The 15,939-nt window shown below is 77.1% G+C and carries 7 protein-coding genes; 6 read left to right on the top strand and 1 reads right to left on the bottom strand.

Features of this window, described 5'->3' with window-relative positions:
• Window positions 1-7: 7 nt before the first annotated feature.
• The 6 genes from ACWDBB_RS06960 (at window position 8) to ACWDBB_RS06935 (ending at window position 13,629) form a co-directional block, all read left to right on the top strand.
• Entirely contained in the window at window positions 8-865 is an 858-nt protein-coding gene (locus ACWDBB_RS06960) for a DUF4132 domain-containing protein (protein WP_449788566.1), read from the top strand.
• Entirely contained in the window at window positions 862-5,916 is a 5,055-nt protein-coding gene (locus ACWDBB_RS06955) for a hypothetical protein (RefSeq protein WP_449788565.1), read from the top strand. The genes ACWDBB_RS06960 and ACWDBB_RS06955 overlap by 4 nt, the downstream gene beginning before the upstream one ends.
• Window positions 5,913-7,064, top strand: coding sequence for an ATP-binding protein (locus tag ACWDBB_RS06950; protein WP_402400381.1), 1,152 nt, complete (start codon window positions 5,913-5,915; stop codon window positions 7,062-7,064). Before ACWDBB_RS06955 ends, ACWDBB_RS06950 begins: the two co-directional genes overlap by 4 nt.
• A 4-nt stretch (window positions 7,065-7,068) precedes the next feature.
• Entirely contained in the window at window positions 7,069-11,004 is a 3,936-nt protein-coding gene (locus ACWDBB_RS06945; protein WP_449788564.1) for a vWA domain-containing protein, read from the top strand.
• Window positions 11,001-13,019, top strand: a complete 2,019-nt coding sequence (locus tag ACWDBB_RS06940; protein WP_449788563.1) for a hypothetical protein — start codon at window positions 11,001-11,003, stop codon at window positions 13,017-13,019. Before ACWDBB_RS06945 ends, ACWDBB_RS06940 begins: the two co-directional genes overlap by 4 nt.
• A gap of 151 nt (window positions 13,020-13,170) precedes the next feature.
• Window positions 13,171-13,629, top strand: a complete 459-nt coding sequence (locus tag ACWDBB_RS06935; protein WP_392872158.1) for a MarR family winged helix-turn-helix transcriptional regulator — start codon at window positions 13,171-13,173, stop codon at window positions 13,627-13,629.
• 112 nt (window positions 13,630-13,741) lie between these two features.
• On the opposite strand, the gene ACWDBB_RS06930 is transcribed toward ACWDBB_RS06935, so the two are convergent.
• Window positions 13,742-15,589, bottom strand: coding sequence for a sensor histidine kinase (locus ACWDBB_RS06930; RefSeq protein ID WP_449788562.1), 1,848 nt, complete (start codon window positions 15,587-15,589; stop codon window positions 13,742-13,744).
• Window positions 15,590-15,939: the final 350 nt, after the last annotated feature.

Raw genomic sequence — 15,939 nt, 5'->3', positions numbered from 1 at the left:
TACGGCCGTGGCATGGGTGGAGACGGGCGCGGGAGGGTACCGCGTCGCGCTCGACGGGGACGGCAGGGTGGTGTGCCGCAACGCGGCGGGCCGCGACCTCAAGTCGCTACCGTCGAAGCTCGGTGACGACCCGGTGGTCACCCAGCTCAAGCAGCTCGCGGAGTGGCTGGCCGCGCACGAGCGCGGCTGCCTGGAGGCCGTCGAGCGCTGGATGGTCCGCTCGCTGCCGGTGCCCGCCGCCGTGCTCACCGCCGTGTGGCCGGACGACGCCTGGCAGGGCGTCCTGAAGGACCTCGTGGTCACCGCCACGGACGGCTCCGTCGCCGGCTTCCTGCGCGGCGCCGACGCCGAGCGCGGCCTCGGCCTGGTCGACCTGGACGGCGACACCGTGCGCCTCACCGACGGCGAGGTCCTGATACCGCACCCCGTCCTGCTCCAGGACCTCGACGAGCTGCGCGAGTTCGCCGTCGAACTCGGCGTCTCCCAGCGCGTCCAGCAGCTCTACCGCGAGGTCTGGCACCGGCCCGCGCAGGTGCCGGCCGGCACCGAGGTCACCACCTACGCCGGCGGGCGGTACCGGGAACTGCGCGAGCTGGTCGGGCGCAGCAACCGGCTCGGCTGCCGAATCCGCGGCGGCTGCGCCGTCCAGCCGGTCACCGAGGGCGGCCGCACCGTCGAGGCCCGGGTCTGGGTCGGCGACTACTACGAGTACGACGAGTGCGAGACCGGCGCGCTCAGCTGGGCCGGCCCCGACGGCCGCGCCCTGCCGCTCACCGAGGTCGGACCGGTCGCCTGGTCCGAGGGCATGCGGATGGCCGCGGCCCTGTACGCCGGCCGCACGATCCAGGGGGACGAGACCGCATGACCACCACCGTGAACCCGACCGCCGCCACGCCCGAGGAGCTGCTCGACGCCGGGGCCGTGCTCCCGCCCGGCACGCTGCCCGACGCCGGCCGCCCCGACAGCGCCGCCGACGTGCTCACCGCCCGCACCTACACCCACCCGGCGCTCGACGGGCGCCGGATCGTCCGGCTCGTCCCCGGCTCCCTCGGGCAGGCCGAGGACCTCGCCCTCGACTTCCTCGGCCTGGCCCCCGAGGCCGCGCCCGCCGAGGTCGGCCAGGTCCGCCAGGAGGCGCTCGGCTTCCCCGCCTGGGCCCTGGTCCACGACCCGGCCAACGGCCACCACGCGCTCGCCCTGGTCAAGGAGATGGAGCGGCTCGCCCGCCAGGCCGCCGCCAAGCCCGGCGCCGCCAAGGACGGCTTCGACGAACTGGCAGTGCGCCTCGGCCGGGCCGTCCCGCACTTCCTGCCCACCTTCTGCGAGGAGGTCGGCCGGATCTTCCTCCGCCACGAGAACCGGACCTACGCCGCCGCCTGGTTCGGCAAGGCCCGCGAGGCCGAGCGCACCCACGGCCTCACCGTGGACGAGGAGCGGCTGCGCGCCGTCTTCCTGGAGTTCGCCCTCGCCGGTGCGCTCACCGTCAAGTCCCTGCGCCAGTACGTCAAGGAACTCGCCCAGCGGCTCGACCCGCTGACCGCCTGGCAGCGCTTCCGCCAGCTGTGCACCGAGCGCTCCGCGGCCGGCATGGCCCCGTACGCCGGGGTCGCCGAGGACGCCCGCGCCCTGATCAAGGCCGCCGGACTGGACCGTGCCGAGCACGAACGCGCGCTGCTCGCCGAGCTGCTGGACTCCCCGGCGGTCAACCGGGCGCCCGGCGCGTTCTGGAAGTCCTGGCACGGCGCGCTGGTCGAACTCGGCCGCGGCGACGCGGCGGTCCGCACCCGCCTGCTGGAACTGCTGCCCGACCCGGCCTCCACCGACCCGGCCCCGCACGACACCGCCTGGCTGGAGCTGCTCGCCGAGACCGGCGCCGAGGAACTGCTCACCGGCCCCCGCCCCGAGGGCGCCGAACCCGCCGCCGCCTGGCTCCAGCGCTGGTGCAACCACCACGGCCGCGGCTGGCGCAGCCGGCCCAGCTGCCCGGCCACCCTCGCGCTGGCCGGCCGGATGGCCGAGCGGCTGAAGGCCGACGCCGTCCCGGTCGACCTCCACACCGGCATCCGCGGCAGCCACACCCGGATCGACCTGCTGGACCAGCTGCTGGCCGCGGGCGTCCCGGTCGCCGACCCGCCGTCCGGCTTCGGCCTCGACCTGCGCGAGTGGGTCGCGCAGTGCGGCCCCGACAGTCCCGCCCTCACCGCCGTCGCCGCCGACGAGCGGTACCGGCCGCTGCTGCGCACCGCCACCCCGGGCGCCTGGGAGACGGCCGTCAAGCGGCGGGCACCCGCCCTGCCGGTGCTCAACGAGCTGTTCGCCGAATGGGCCGAGCAGCGCGCCGACGAACTGTCCGCCGCCCGCGGCCTGGCCGGCGCCGCCGACCTGGTCCGCTCGATCGACCAGTACCGCACGGCCGTCCGGACGGTCGCCCCGGCCGTCGCCGAGCGGATCGCCGCCCTCGACGTCACCACGCTGCTCACCGACGCCCTCCGGGCCGGCATCCTGGACGAACTCGGCTGGCCCGCCCTGGAGGAGGCGCTCGCCAAGCTCGCCGACCCGCCCGCCGCCGACGCCCCGCAGCACCCCGTCCCCAGCCTGGGCGTCGCCGGCCTGGACGAGCTGGTCATCGAGGACGCCTGGCCGCAGCTGATCCTCTCCCGCCGCGACCAGGCCGTCGTGGTCGGCCCGGAGGGCATCCTGCTGGAGCACACCCTGCGCACGCCCGGCCCGGCCGCCCGCACCAGGCTGCGCCTGGTGGACGGCGAGCTGCTGGTCGCCTGGCGGCACGAGGGCAAGCAGCTCGCCTACTGGTCCAGCCGCCCGGACGAGCAGTTCGAGCTCGAGGGCCAGACCATCACCGGCTACTACTACGGCAACCGGGATCCCCAGGCGCCGTCCCTCCAACTGCCCGGCGGCGGCCGCACCACCGGCGAGCGCCCGCTGCACGCCGGCGACACCCGGATGCCCCAGGAACACCGCGTCCTCGGCGACGGCACCGGCTACTGGACGCAGCGCCGCACCTCCGAGGGCGACGCCGTCCTGCGCGAACTCGACCCGGCCACGGGCACCCTGGGGCGCACCGCCGAACCACCGGTGATCGCCGCCACCGCCCCGGCCGGCCGACTGGTCCACCGCAGCACCTGGCTGCTGCCGCTCCAGCCCGGCCTGGAGCGGACCCCGCTCGGCACCGACGGCACCGTGCTCGGCAGCTGGGCCCGGGTCGAGCCCGGCAAGGCCGTCACCACCTTCACCGCCGACGGGCAGCACATCGTGGTGCCGCTGGGCGGCCAGCGCACGGACACCGTCCCGGTCGGCCGGCTCAGCCTGCCCGGCGGGGCCGCGCCGGTGGTCAGCCACGTCTCCGGCGACCACTTCGCGCTCAACCTGCCCGACCTCACCGGCCGCGCCGACCGCACCACCGACCTGCGCCCCTGCCGCTCCGGAGAGCTCTCCGCCGCCGGCACCCCGCTGATCCCGCCCTACCCGCACTGGCACGCCCTGCGCCCGCGCGACGAGGCGGGCTCCGAGGTGCTGCGCGCCGTCACCGCCGAACAGGCCGTCCGGCTGATCGACGCCGCCTGGCCGGTCGACGCCGAGCCGGGCCCGGAGGACGAGCGGCGCTGGCTCACCGTCCAGGGCGTGCGCCGCCCGCTCGCCCGCAACGGCGAGGCCCTGCGCTCCCTGCCCGTCCAGGCGGTCGGCGCCGCCCTGCCCGGCATCGCCCACCCGCGGCTGCTGGCCGGCGTCGCCGGGCTCGCCCGCACCGCGGCCAACCTCCTCGACCAGGTCGCCCGGTTCCTCCCGCAGCCGGAGGCCGAGCGCCCGAGCACGGCGAAGGACACCGAGTGGCGGCCCGACCACGGCCGCGACCACGAACTGCGCGACGCCGTGCGGGCCGTGCTGCCCGGGATCGACGGCCTCGGCAGCAACTGGGGCGAGTCCGAGCAGTGGGCGGTGCTCAACAACCTGCGCACCGTCAGCGCCGTGCTGGCCGCCCCGCCCGCCGCGGCCGGGGAGGGCTGGACCACCCCCGCCACCGTCACTCTGCGCAGCGCCGACGCCCACCACGGCTGGCTGGACCTGCTCGGCCGGCTGCACGCCCTCGCCTACGCGGTGGCCGCGCCGTTCACCCGGCCCGCCCACCGCTCCTCGCTGGTCCTGCTGCTCGGCGAACTGACCAGGGGCCCGCTGGCCGACCGCGGCGCCACCCTGCGCGAGATCGTCCTCGCCGAGCCGGTCCCGGCGGCCGCGAACGGTACCGGCAACCGCCAGGTCACCCGCCGCCAGGGCGAGGTGCTGCGGCACGGAGAGCGCACCGTCGTCATCCTCGGCCACCGGCGGCAGTACAACGACGGCACGGTCCACTGGCTCGCCGTCGACCACGACCCGAGCGGGGAGTTCGGCCCCGTCGCGCACTTCACCACCGTCGCGGAGCGCGGCACCGAGGAACTGGTCTCCGCCGCCTGGGCCGCCAAGTTCTGGCGGGTCGCCGCGCTGCGCCGCACCATCCCGGTGGACCCCGCCCGGGCCGAGGCCTTCAGCGCGCTCACCGGCATCGGCGCCGCCCGCGCCGCCCTGCTGCTCAGCCCGCCGTCCGGCCTGCTGCACTGGGGTTCCGTCGCAGTGCCCGCCGAACTCGGCCTCAAGACCGGCGAGTTCAAGGCCGCCAGGGCCTGGCTGTGCGGCCACGACCACGCCGGCCTGGCCGCGGTCTGGGGCGCTCTGCTGCCCGCCGACCCGAAGACCCTGTGGACGGACGGCCCCGACCTCGCCGCCGGAGCCGAGGAGTGGATCCGGCGCTTCGGACGGCTCGTCACCCTCCCGGAGGAGGCGCTGGCCACCGTCCAGGGCGTGTCCATCGACACCGTCGAGGCGGTGCTCAACCCCTCCCGCACCCCGTGGCTCACCCGACGCACCGGCTACCGGATCACCGAGGAAGGCGGGTCCGGCCCCCGGCTGGTCCCCGAGGACGCCTCCGCCCTCCCCGACAACGGCGCGTTGCGCGACACCGTCGAGGCGCTGCGCTGGCTCGCCTACCACCTGCCCGCCGACAGCCCGCTGCGCCCGCTGCTGCCCACCGCCGCCACCGCGCTGCGCGACCGGCTGGCCGACCCGGAGCTGCTGCTCGACCTCCACCTGATCAGCACCGTCAAGGGCGCCCCGCTGTCCGCCGTCCTGCGCACCCACTTCGGGCTGCCCGCCGAGGGCGGCGCCGACCAGGACGGCCTGGTCCGCTGCGGTCCTGCGCTCGTCCTGGCGCCGCACCACGAGAAGTACGAGCGGGTCTGGCTGCGCCCGGCCGCCCTCACCGGCCCGGACGACCCGCTGCTCGAACTGCTCGACGGGCTCACCGACAGCTACTGGTACTCCGTCGAGCGGCGTGCCATCGAGTCCCTGCTGCGCGGCGAGCCGGAGCAACTGGCTTCCGCCGCCACCGTGCCGGCCGACGGCGAGGGCCCGGCCTGGCTGCAGAACCCCCAGCTGTCCGTCCCCGGGCTGGTCACCGAGGTGTCCCGCACCCACGGCCTGGGCGAGGACGCGGCCACGCTCTACCTCCAGCTGCTCGCCCTGCCCGACCCGACCGACCGCAACGCCGCCCGCTGGACGGGCTGGAAGCCCGCCAGGCTGAAGAAGGCCCGCGCCGAACTCGCCGCCACCGGCCTGGTGCTGGAGGCCAAGCGCGCCCGGGCCGGCCGCAGCCTCTTCCTGCCCGGCGGCTGGCAGGAGGCCAAGGCACCCGCGCTGCCGGCCGAGACCTGGAAGGCCGCCCTGTACGACCTGCCCACCCACCGGCCCGCGCTGGTCACCCTGCCCGTCCCCGAGCTGTTCGCCCGGGCCTGGCAGCGGACCGTCGACGGCGACACCCCCGGTTACGAAGAGCTCCAGACCAGCAAGCGCAGGAAGGCCCGCCGATGAGCACGACCACCACCACCGCCCCCGCCGCCGCGGACCGGCAGACCGTTCCGCCCGAGGAGAAGTACGCCGCCGAACTGGAGTTCCTGGCCGCCCACGACAGCGGCCCGCGCCCGCCCGGCTGGCGCCTGACCCCGCGCGCCGTGGTCACCTTCGTGATGGGCAGCGGCGGCGAGAAGCTCAAGGCCGGGCGCAAGGGCCTCGTCATCGAGCCGAAGTTCGTCGGCGAGCGCGCCCTGGTCGAGCGCTGCGTCGTCACCCTCGCCGGGGAACGCGGCCTGCTCCTCGTCGGCGAGCCCGGTACCGCCAAGTCCATGCTCTCCGAACTGCTCGCCGCCGCCGTCTGCGGCACCAGCGCGCTCACCGTCCAGGGCACCGCCGGCACCACCGAGGACCAGCTCAAGTACGGCTGGAACTACGCCCTGCTGCTGGCCAAGGGGCCCAGCCGCGAGGCCCTCGTCCCCTCGCCGGTGCTCACCGCGATGACCACCGGCGCGGTCGCCCGGGTCGAGGAGGTCACCCGCTGCCTGCCCGAGGTGCAGGACGCCCTGGTCTCGCTGCTCTCGGAACGGCGCATCGCCGTCCCCGAGCTGGCCGGCACCCCGGACGGGCAGCTGCACGCCGCAGCCGGCTTCACCCTGATCGCCACCGCCAACCTGCGGGACAAGGGCGTCAGCGAGATGTCCGCGGCGCTCAAGCGGCGGTTCAACTTCGAGACGGTCGGCCCGATCGGCAGCCTCGCCGCCGAGGTCGACCTGGTCCGCCGCCAGTCCACCGCCGCCGTGGCCCGGGCCGGCGCCGCCTACGCGGTGGACGACGCCGTCCTGGAGGCCCTGGTCACCGCCTTCCGCGACCTGCGCACCGGCCGCTCCACCGAGGGCTGGGACGTCGAACGCCCGTCCACCGTGATGAGCACCGCCGAGGCGGTCTCCGTCGCCACCTCGCTCGGCGTCAGCGCCGCCTACCTGCCCGACGGAGGGGACCTGCTCGGCCGGCTGCCCGGCCAGCTCCTCGGCGTCGTCCGCAAGGACGAACCGTCCGACGCGGGCCGGCTGCTCGGCTACTGGGACGGCCCGGTCCGCCGCCGCGCCGAACAGGGCGCCGCCACCTGGCGCACCCTGTGGGACCTCCGCTCGGTGCTGGAGGCCTGATCCGATGAGCAGCGCGGAGATCCACCGCCCGGAGGACACGGACCGCGAGGTCCGGGCCGAGGCCGACCGGCTGGCCGCCTCCGGCACCGGCCGCCCCGGGCCCTACCTGATCGGCGTGCGCCACCACGCGCCGTCCCTCAGCGCGGTCGTCCCCGCGCTGCTCGACGCCGCACGGCCGCAGGCCGTCCTGGTCGAGCTGCCCGCCGAGTTCCAGCCGTGGCTCGACTGGCTCGCCGACGAGGCCACCCAGGCCCCGGTCGCCCTCGCCGCGGCCCCGGCCGGGGCCGAGTCCGGGCTCGGGGAGGTGGCCGGGCCCGCCTTCTACCCGTTCGCCGACTTCTCCCCGGAACTCGCCGCCCTGCGCTGGGCCCGGCGCAACGGAGTGGAGGCCATCGCCTGCGACCTCCCGCTCGCCCACCGCGCCGCCCGCACGGCCGAACGGCGACCCGCCGACCCCACCCCCGACGCGCCCGGAGTCGCCGACGCGCTGCGTCACCGCCTCACCGGACGGGACTCCGACGGGGACCTGTGGGACCGCCTGGTCGAGACGGCCGCCCCGGGCTCCACCCCGGAGGCCGTCCGGCGCGCCGCCCTGCTGGTCGGCTGGGCGCTGCGCCGCGACGCCGAGACCGGCCCCGGCGTCGACCCGTACGACCTGCGCCGCGAGGCCTGGATGCGAGCCCGCATCCAGGCCGCCTCGGCCGACGGGCGTCGGATCGCCGCCGTGATCGGCGCCTTCCACGCCCCCGCCCTGCTCGACGGCCCGCTCGCCACCGAGGAGCCGCCGCACCCGGACGACCCCGGGCACGTCCTGTCCCTGATCCCGTACACCTACCCGCTGCTCGACGCCCGCTCCGGCTACCCGGCGGGCATCCGCGACCCGGAGTGGCAGCACACCGTCCTGGACGCCGGCGGCGACCCGGAACGCCTCGCCCAGGCAATCACCACCACCGCCGTCCGGATCTGCGCCGCCCTGCGCACCCAGGACCACCCCAGCGGCCCGGCGGACGCCCGCGAGATCGTCCGCCTGGCCGGGGACCTCGCCCGACTGCGCGGCCACGCCGCCCCCAGCCGCGGCGAACTCGTCGAAGCGGTGCAGACCGTCCTCGCCCAGGGCGAACCCCTCGGCCGCGGCCGGGCCGTCGCCCGCGCCCTCGAGCAGGTCCTGGTCGGCACCCGCACCGGCCGTCCCACCCCCGCCGCCCCGCGCAGCGGACTCGGTCCGGCCGTCGAGACCCTCCTCGGCGACCTCGGCCTCCCGGGCCCCGCCGACCCAGGTCCGCGCGAACTGCGCCTCGACCCGCTGCGCAGCGCCCTCGACCGCCGCCGAGAGGTCCTCCTGCACCGCCTCACCGCCTGCGAGGTCCCCTACGCCGAGGCCGTCGCCACCACCGGCGCCGGCGGCACCGAGACCCTCGGCACCCGCTGGCGCCTGCACTGGACGCCCGCCACCGCCGCCATGCTCACCGTGGCCGGCACCCGCGGCGTCACCCCCGCCCAGGCCGCCGAAGGCGCCCTGCGCGCCCGGCTCAGCGACCAGCCGACCCCGCGCGAGATCATCGACGGCCTCACCGCCGCCGCCTCCTGCGCCCTCCCCACCCTCGCCGAGACCCGCCTCACCCAGCTCACCACCGTCCTCCCCACCTCCGCCACCCTCCCCGACCTCCTCGACGCCCTGGCACTCGTCGACCGCCTGACGGCGGGCCACTTCCCGGGTTGCACCCCGCGGGGAGGGGAGGTGGTGGCCGCCGCCAACGGCGGTGCCGTCGCGGCCGCAGACGGCGGGACGGCTTCGGCGCCCGCCGCCCCTGCCCGCCCCGCCCTCCGGGAGCAGCCCGGCCGCGCCCCGGTCGACGGGGGCGCCACGGACGGGAACGGCACGGTGGTTGGTGCACCCGGCCCCGGTGGCACCGAACCGGCGGGCAGTGCTGGGAAGGCCGCCGGAGGTGGTGGCGACACCGCTCTTCGCGGCTCCGCCCCGGCCCCTGCCGGAACGGGCGCGACCACTGCCGGCGGCCGTCACGCCCCTGCGGGAGACGCTCACCCGGGCACCGGGCCCGGCGCGCCGTCCGCACCGACGGGCCGGCCCGTGCTCGCCGCGGCCGGAGAGGTGCTCACCGTCGCCGCCATCCGGCAGTTGGAGGGGCTGGGCGGGTCGGACGACCCACTGGACGCTCGGGCGCTGGTGGAACTGGTGCGGCGGGCGGACCGACTCGGTGGGGTGCGGCTGGCGTACGTGCTGGCCGAACTCGCCGAGCGGGGGAGCCCGTTGGTGCGGGCTGCGGCCGGTGCGGTGCGGGTGCTGCTCGGGCAGGAGCCGGCCGAGGCCCTGGGCGGCCGGGCCGCCTCCTGGGTGGACGGTGCGACCGGTCCGGAGGCACGCCACGCGCTCGGGCGGTCACTGGTCGGTCTGCTGACGGCTGCGGAGAGCCTGTTCGACTCCGCGCCGCAGGCGCTGGAACCGGTGCTGGAGCGGGTCACCTCGCTGCCCGACGAGGCCTTCCTGGACCGGCTGCCCGCACTGCGCGGCGGGTTCGACACCCTCAGCCCGGCCGCCCGAGACCGGCTGCTGGCCCTGGTCGAGGAGCGCCTGGGCACCCGGCTCGCCGCTCTCCCCGAGGAGGCCGGCCCCGCCGTGCTCGCCGGCTGGGTACGCGCGGACCTCGCGGCGCGTGCGGCACTCGCCCGTCGCGGCCTCCTGCCCCCGACACCCGTGGAGCCCCCGACGTCCGCGGAGCCTCCGGTCGCTGCGCCGCCGCCCCCGGCCACGCCGCCCCCGGCCACGGAGCTGCCGGCCACCCGGCCTCCTGCCGTGACCACCCCGCCGCGCACCCTCGCCCCCGCCGAGCGCTGGCGGCTGCTCCTCGGCCGCCCGGGCAGCGGCGGCCTGACCGGCCGTGGCGCCCGACTCGCCACCGCCCTGGACGAGTTGTACGGCAGCGGCCACGGCGAGGGTTCCGGCCCGGGCGTGGACAGCCGGGGCGGCAAGGGCGGCCGCGAGGCCCCGTACCCCGGTGTGCGGGAGTGGGCCGAGGAGTTGGAGTCCCTGTTCGGCCCCGGCGTGCGGGAGGAGGTGCTGGCGGCCGCCGTCGCGCAGGGTCGTACCGACGTCCTGGAGGCGATCGACCCGTCCGCCGTCCGCCCGTCCGTCGACCTGCTGCGCACCGTGCTGGACCACGCGGGCGGTCTGCCCGAGGCCCGGGTGGCCCGGCTGCGCCCGCTGGTGCGGCGCCTGGTGGACGAGTTGAGCCGGGAGCTGGCCACCAGGCTGCGCCCGGCCCTGACCGGGATCGCCGTGCCGCGCCCGTCCCGCCGCCCGGGCGGCGGGCTGGACCTGGACCGGACCATCCGGGCCAACCTCGCCACCGCCCGTCCCGCGCCGGACGGCGGCACCCTGATCGTGCCCGAGCGCCCGGTCTTCCGGACCAGGGCGCGGCAGGCCAACGACTGGCGGCTGATCCTGGTCGTGGACGTCTCCGGGTCGATGGAGGCCTCCACGGTGTGGGCCGCGCTGACGGCCTCGATCCTGGCCGGGGTGCCCTCGCTGAGCACCCACTTCGTGGCGTTCTCCACCGAGGTCCTGGACCTCACGGAGCGGGTGGACGATCCGCTGAGCCTGCTGCTGGAGGTGAGGGTCGGCGGCGGCACCAGCATCGCGAAGGGGCTGCGCTACGCGCGGGAGCTGGTGACGGTGCCGTCCCGCACGCTGATCGCGGTGGTCAGCGACTTCGAGGAGGGCGGCCCGGTCGGCGGGCTGCTGGCCCAGACCCGGGCGCTGGTGGACTCCGGCGTGCACCTTCTCGGCTGCGCGGCGCTGGACGACACCGGGACGGCCCGTTACTCGAAGGCGGTCGCGGGCCAACTGGTCGCGGCCGGAATGCCCGTGGCGGCGTTGAGCCCGCTGGAACTGGCCCGCTGGGTGGGGGAGAAGGTGCGATGAGTGTGACGGCACGGACGAGCGACTGGCCGGGCGTGCGGCCCGAGGTGGTCGCCGAGGTGGTGGCCGGGCTGAGCGCCCGGCTGCAGAAGCGGCTGGACGGCGCGGCGGCGAAGCTGGCGGAGCGGCCGGTGGTCCGAGAGGGCGACGAGTGGCGGGTGGAGGTGGACGAGGAGACGGTGCTCGTGCTGCACGCCCCGGGCGGGGTGGTCACCGGGGAAGCCGGCGTCCGCTGCGGCTGCCTGCTCGCCCCGGCCTGCGTGCACCGGGCCGCCGCGGTCACCCTCTGCCCGCTTGCCGAGGCCGAGCCCGAGCCGGCGCCCGGGCCCGCCTCCGAGTCCGGGGCCGAAACCGGGTCCGAGCCCGGGCCGGCGCCCGAGCCCGGGGGCGGCACTGCGACGGCACCCACGGCGGCGGCCGCCGAGTCGGCCGACCGGCCGGCCCCCACCCCGCTCACCGCCGTCGAGCTCGAAGCCGTCCACCACCTCCACCGGGCCGCGGCCGCCGTGCTGGCCGCCGGGGTCAGCGGGGCGGGCGCTGTCGCCCAGGCCGAACTGCTGCGCGCGGCCCACCGGGTGCGGCTGGTGGGCCTGCACCGCCCGGCAGCGGCCGCCGTCACCGTCGTGACCCGGGTCCGGGCGGCGCGTTCCGGCGCGCCCGACCACCGGCTGGTCGACCTGGTGGCAGGTCTGCGCGAACTGCTCGGCCTCACCACCGCCCTGGCCGCCGGTGCCGCCCCGGTCGTCGAGCTGCGCGGCACCGCGCGCCAGGCCTACCGGGAGGAGGGCGGGCTGCGGCTCTACGGCCTGTTCGCCGAGCCGGTGCTGACGGCCACCCATGCGGGCGCGGTCAGCTGGGCGGTGGACGCCAACGGGCGTCTCAGCACGATCGCCGAGGTGATGCCGCATGACGACGCGGCGGCCGCCGCCCCGCAGGCGGTCGGGGCCGGCAACCGGACGGTCCGGCTGGGCGACGCCGCGCTGAGCCACCGCGAGTTCAGCCGCGCCGGGCTGGCCGTCCAGGGCGCGACCAGGTCCACCGGCGGACGGCTGGGCGCCGGCGCCTCGGTCCGGGCGGTCCGGGCGGCGGGCACGGCGTGGACGGCGGAGCCGGCCGCCCGGCTCTGGGCCGAACCGGTGCCCGCTCAGGTGGCCCGGGCGCTCGCGGCGCAGGAGCTGCCGTACGAGAGCCGCCCGGCCGGGAGCGACCTGCTCTTCCTGGACGTCACCCTGCTGGGCACCGCCCCCACCGGTCCGGGCGGGACGTCGCAGCTGCTGGCGCGCTGCACGACGGGGGCGCCGGCGGGCGGGCCGGCGGACGGGCCGCTGGGTGGCCCGGTGGTCGTCCTGCGCCCGGCGCACGAGCACCCCGACCTCCCCTTCCGGGCGAACCTCGCGCTGCTCGCCACCACGCCCGGCCTGCGGCTGCGGGTGATCGGCCGTCTGGAGCGCGCGGACCGTCCCGAGCTGCGCCTGCTCGCGATCGGCACGCCCCCGGACGACCCCGGCCCGCTCTCCCGGCCCGTGGAGCGGGCGGGCCGGGTCAACCTCGGCCTCGAACGCCTCCAGACCGCCGACCTCGCCGCGCCCGCGAAGGCCTCCGCCACTCAGGCCGACCCGACAGCCGACGACCGGGTGGACGCATCGACGGCTCAGCGGACGGCCCAGCCGACGGCCCCGGCAGCGGGCCCGGCGCCGTACGGCCCGCCCGTGCATGTGCTCGCCCGACGGGTCGAGCAGACGGTCACCACGGGGCGGCACGCCCTCGCGCCGAGCGAGGCCTCGGCAGCGGCCGACCGCGCACTGCTGCGCGCCGCCGGGCTGGCCACCGCCGCCGAACTCCTCGACGGCCTCCGGGCCGGCGCGGCCCACCGGCAGCGCGACGTCTTCGGCCGGATCGTCACGGACGACCACGGGGCCTTCGCCATCGCCTGGTTGACGGCGGCTTCCTACACCGAGGAACTGGCCACGGCGCTGTGTGCGGCGGCCTGGTCCGGGGAGGAGGCGGCCGGGGTATAAGCCGAACTATTTGCACAGAACGGTATTCCGCGCCAACTGGCATACTTGTCAGCGGAAGACGAGGAGACGCGGAACGAGACCTCGTACGACACCGCGCACGGGCCTCGTCGGGCACAGGGTACGAGCAGCGCGACGGAAGGGTAGGCGAGTCATGGGAATCCGCGACGATGCGGCCGAGATCCGGGCCCGCGGCTGGCGGACGCTCGCCGCGCTGCACGGCATGATCGACACCGCGCTGGAGAAGGCGCTCCAGGCCGAGTTCAAGCTCTCGGTGGTCGAGTACACGGTGCTGGAGGCGCTCTCCCGCCAGGACGGCTGGCACATGCGGATGCAGCAGCTGGCCCGCGCGGCGGCGCTCAGCAGCAGCGCGACCACCCGACTCGTCAGCCGCCTGGAGGACCGGGGCCTGCTCGGCCGTTACCTCTGCGCGGACGACCGGCGCGGCATCTACACCGAGTTGACGCCCGAGGGGCGCGACCTGCTGACGGCCGCCCGCCCGGTGCACGACGCCGCGCTGGAGGCGACGCTGGCCGAGGCCACCGAGGTCCCCGAACTGGCGCCGCTGGTCGAGTCGCTCGCCGACCTGCACCCGCTCCACGCCGACGCCTGAGCCCGGCGCGGGCCGCCCGTAGAGACGGCCCGTCCCGCCCAGACCGTCCCGCCCGGCGGTACCCGGACCGCGCTCATCGGCAGGGCCGGGGCGGCCACGGTCCGCCGGGGCGTCACTGCGGGCCCTCGGACTCCCGGACGGCGGGGGCTTCCCCGAAGGCTTCCCCGGGGGCTCGCGGCGGGGTCGAAGGTGCGGGGAGCGCCCCGTGCACCGGCGCGGTGGCGCCGTGGCCCACGGTGGGGCCGCCCGACAGGTCGTACATGCGGGGCGGCACGGGCCGGGGAACGACCACGGCGCCGGGCAGTCCGGGGATCTCGGCGCCGACCGGCAGGCCCCCGTTGTCGGGTGCATCGGCCCGCACGACGTCGACAGCGCCGGTCCCGCCGCCGTCCGTGGCGTACGGGACGGCGGGAGCCCCCGGGGCGCCGAAGGGCCCCGGAGCTGCCTGGCCCCCGTCCCGCCTTCCGCCCGTTCCCACGGCCGTCGCGCCCGACGGATCCCGCCCGAGGCCGTCGTGCCCCGAACCCGACCCCGCCTCCGAACCAGACCCCGTACCCGACCCCGCCCCCGAACTCGAACCGGAAGCCGACCCCCAACCGGAACCCGAACCGACACCAGCCCCGGCTCCAGGACCGGCCCCGGACCCGACTCCAGGCCGGAAGCCGCCTCCCGCACTGGCGTCCCCCGCACTGGCGTCCCCCACATTGGCGTCCCCCGCACTGCCACCCCCAGCACTGCCACCCCCCGCCCCCGGACGCGCGTCGGACGCCGGGACCCGGGTGATCCGGGCCCCCGACGGCAGCCCCGGCACCGCGGCCGACTGCGGCGGCTGCCCGGCCCGCTCCAGCAGCGCCGAGGGCACCAGCACCACGGCCCGGGTGCCGCCGTACGGGGACGGCCGCAGGGAGACCCGGACGTCGTGCCGGGCGGCCAGGCGCGCGACGACGAACAGGCCGAGCCGCAGGTCGTCGCCGAGCGCGGAGACGTCCAGCTCGGGAGGGGCGGCCAGGTAATCGTTGAGCCGCCGGTGCTCCTCCTCGGTCATGCCGAGCCCGCGGTCCTCGACCTCGACGGCCAGGCCCGTGGGAACCTCCTGCGCGGAGACCTGCACCTGGGTGTACGGCGGGGAGAAGGTGGTGCCGTTCTCGATCAGCTCGGCGACCAGGTGGATGACGTCGGCGACGGCCTGCCCGTCGAGCGAGACGCGCGGCACGCCCTGGACGACGACCCGGGAGTAGCTCTCGGTCTCCGAGACGGCGCTGCGCAGCACGTTGACCACGGGCACGGCGGTCCGCCAGCGTCGGGCGGGCAGGGCGCCGCCGAGGATGACCAGGTTCTCGGCGTTGCGCCGCATCCTGGTGGCCAGGTGGTCGACGGCGAACAGTTCGCGCAGCAGTTCCGGGTCCTCGTGCTCGCGTTCCAGCGCGTCCAGCATGCTGATCTGCCGGTGGATCAGGATCTGGGTGCGCCGGGCGATGTTGAGGAAGACCTTCTTCGTCCCCTCGCGGCCCTGGGCCTGATGGATGATGGCGGCGACCGCGGCCTGCCGGGCGGTGGCCAGGCCCTCCGAGGCCTGCTGGAGGTCGTCGCCGCCGCGCCGGGAGGGTGCCCAGGCGGTCGGGGCGGCCACCTGCTCTCCGGCGCGCAGCCGTTCGACGACCTCGGGGATCTCCTGCCGGGCGAGCGCGACGGTGTCGGCCCGTAGGTCGGACAGCCGCGCCGACAGCGTCCAGGCGGTTCGGATGCCGCGGAACAGGCTGATCAGCACCACCGCGGCGACGGCCGCGCTGCCGGCCAGCAGCGCGGTGCGCTGTCCGGAGTCGCGCAGCAGGTGGACGGCGTAGCCCCAGGCGGCCGCGAGGCCCAGGCTGGGGACCAGCGCGAGGGAGAGGAGCCGGCCGCGGAGCGAGCCGGACCGGCCGGCGCGGTGGCCCGTGCGGCGGGCCGGTATGCCTGGCATCTGATTCCTTGCTGCAGGGCCGCGTCGCGGGAACCGGGACGCCGGTCCGGACCGGTGGGTCCGGGCGGCGGTTCGACCCCGCACGGAGCGGCCGGGCTTCGGGGCGTCGAGGCCTGGGCTGCCGGAGCCGGTGACGTGCTGTCACTGGCCCGGCGGGGTGCAGCGCGGCCGCCGACGGCACGGAACGCTATCAGCCCGAGTGTCGTCGATGAACATCAACTGGCCGGGTACGAGGGCCTGATGGCGCTGTGGCGGCGCTCGTGCCGCACGCTCCGCCGACGTGACGCCGCAGCTCACGGCCCTCGGCCGGGTCGAAGCGGCGGTCCCCGGAGGTCGGGTGAGGCCCCGGG

It is taken from the genome of Kitasatospora sp. NPDC001095 (genome assembly GCF_053598615.1).
The sequence above is the reverse complement of the archived record's forward strand: the minus strand, read 5'-3'. Positions and strand labels throughout refer to the sequence as shown.

What these genes read in the sequence shown, in the direction of transcription:
- ACWDBB_RS06955 (WP_449788565.1), top strand. Translation starts at nt 862, where the DNA reads ATGACCACCACCGTGAACCCGACCGCCGCCACGCCCGAGGAGCTGCTC.
- ACWDBB_RS06950 (WP_402400381.1), top strand. Translation starts at nt 5,913, where the DNA reads ATGAGCACGACCACCACCACCGCCCCCGCCGCCGCGGACCGGCAGACC.
- ACWDBB_RS06945 (WP_449788564.1), top strand. Translation starts at nt 7,069, where the DNA reads ATGAGCAGCGCGGAGATCCACCGCCCGGAGGACACGGACCGCGAGGTC.
- ACWDBB_RS06940 (WP_449788563.1), top strand. Translation starts at nt 11,001, where the DNA reads ATGAGTGTGACGGCACGGACGAGCGACTGGCCGGGCGTGCGGCCCGAG.
- ACWDBB_RS06935 (WP_392872158.1), top strand. Translation starts at nt 13,171, where the DNA reads ATGGGAATCCGCGACGATGCGGCCGAGATCCGGGCCCGCGGCTGGCGG.
- ACWDBB_RS06930 (WP_449788562.1), bottom strand. Translation starts at nt 15,589, where the DNA reads ATGCCAGGCATACCGGCCCGCCGCACGGGCCACCGCGCCGGCCGGTCC.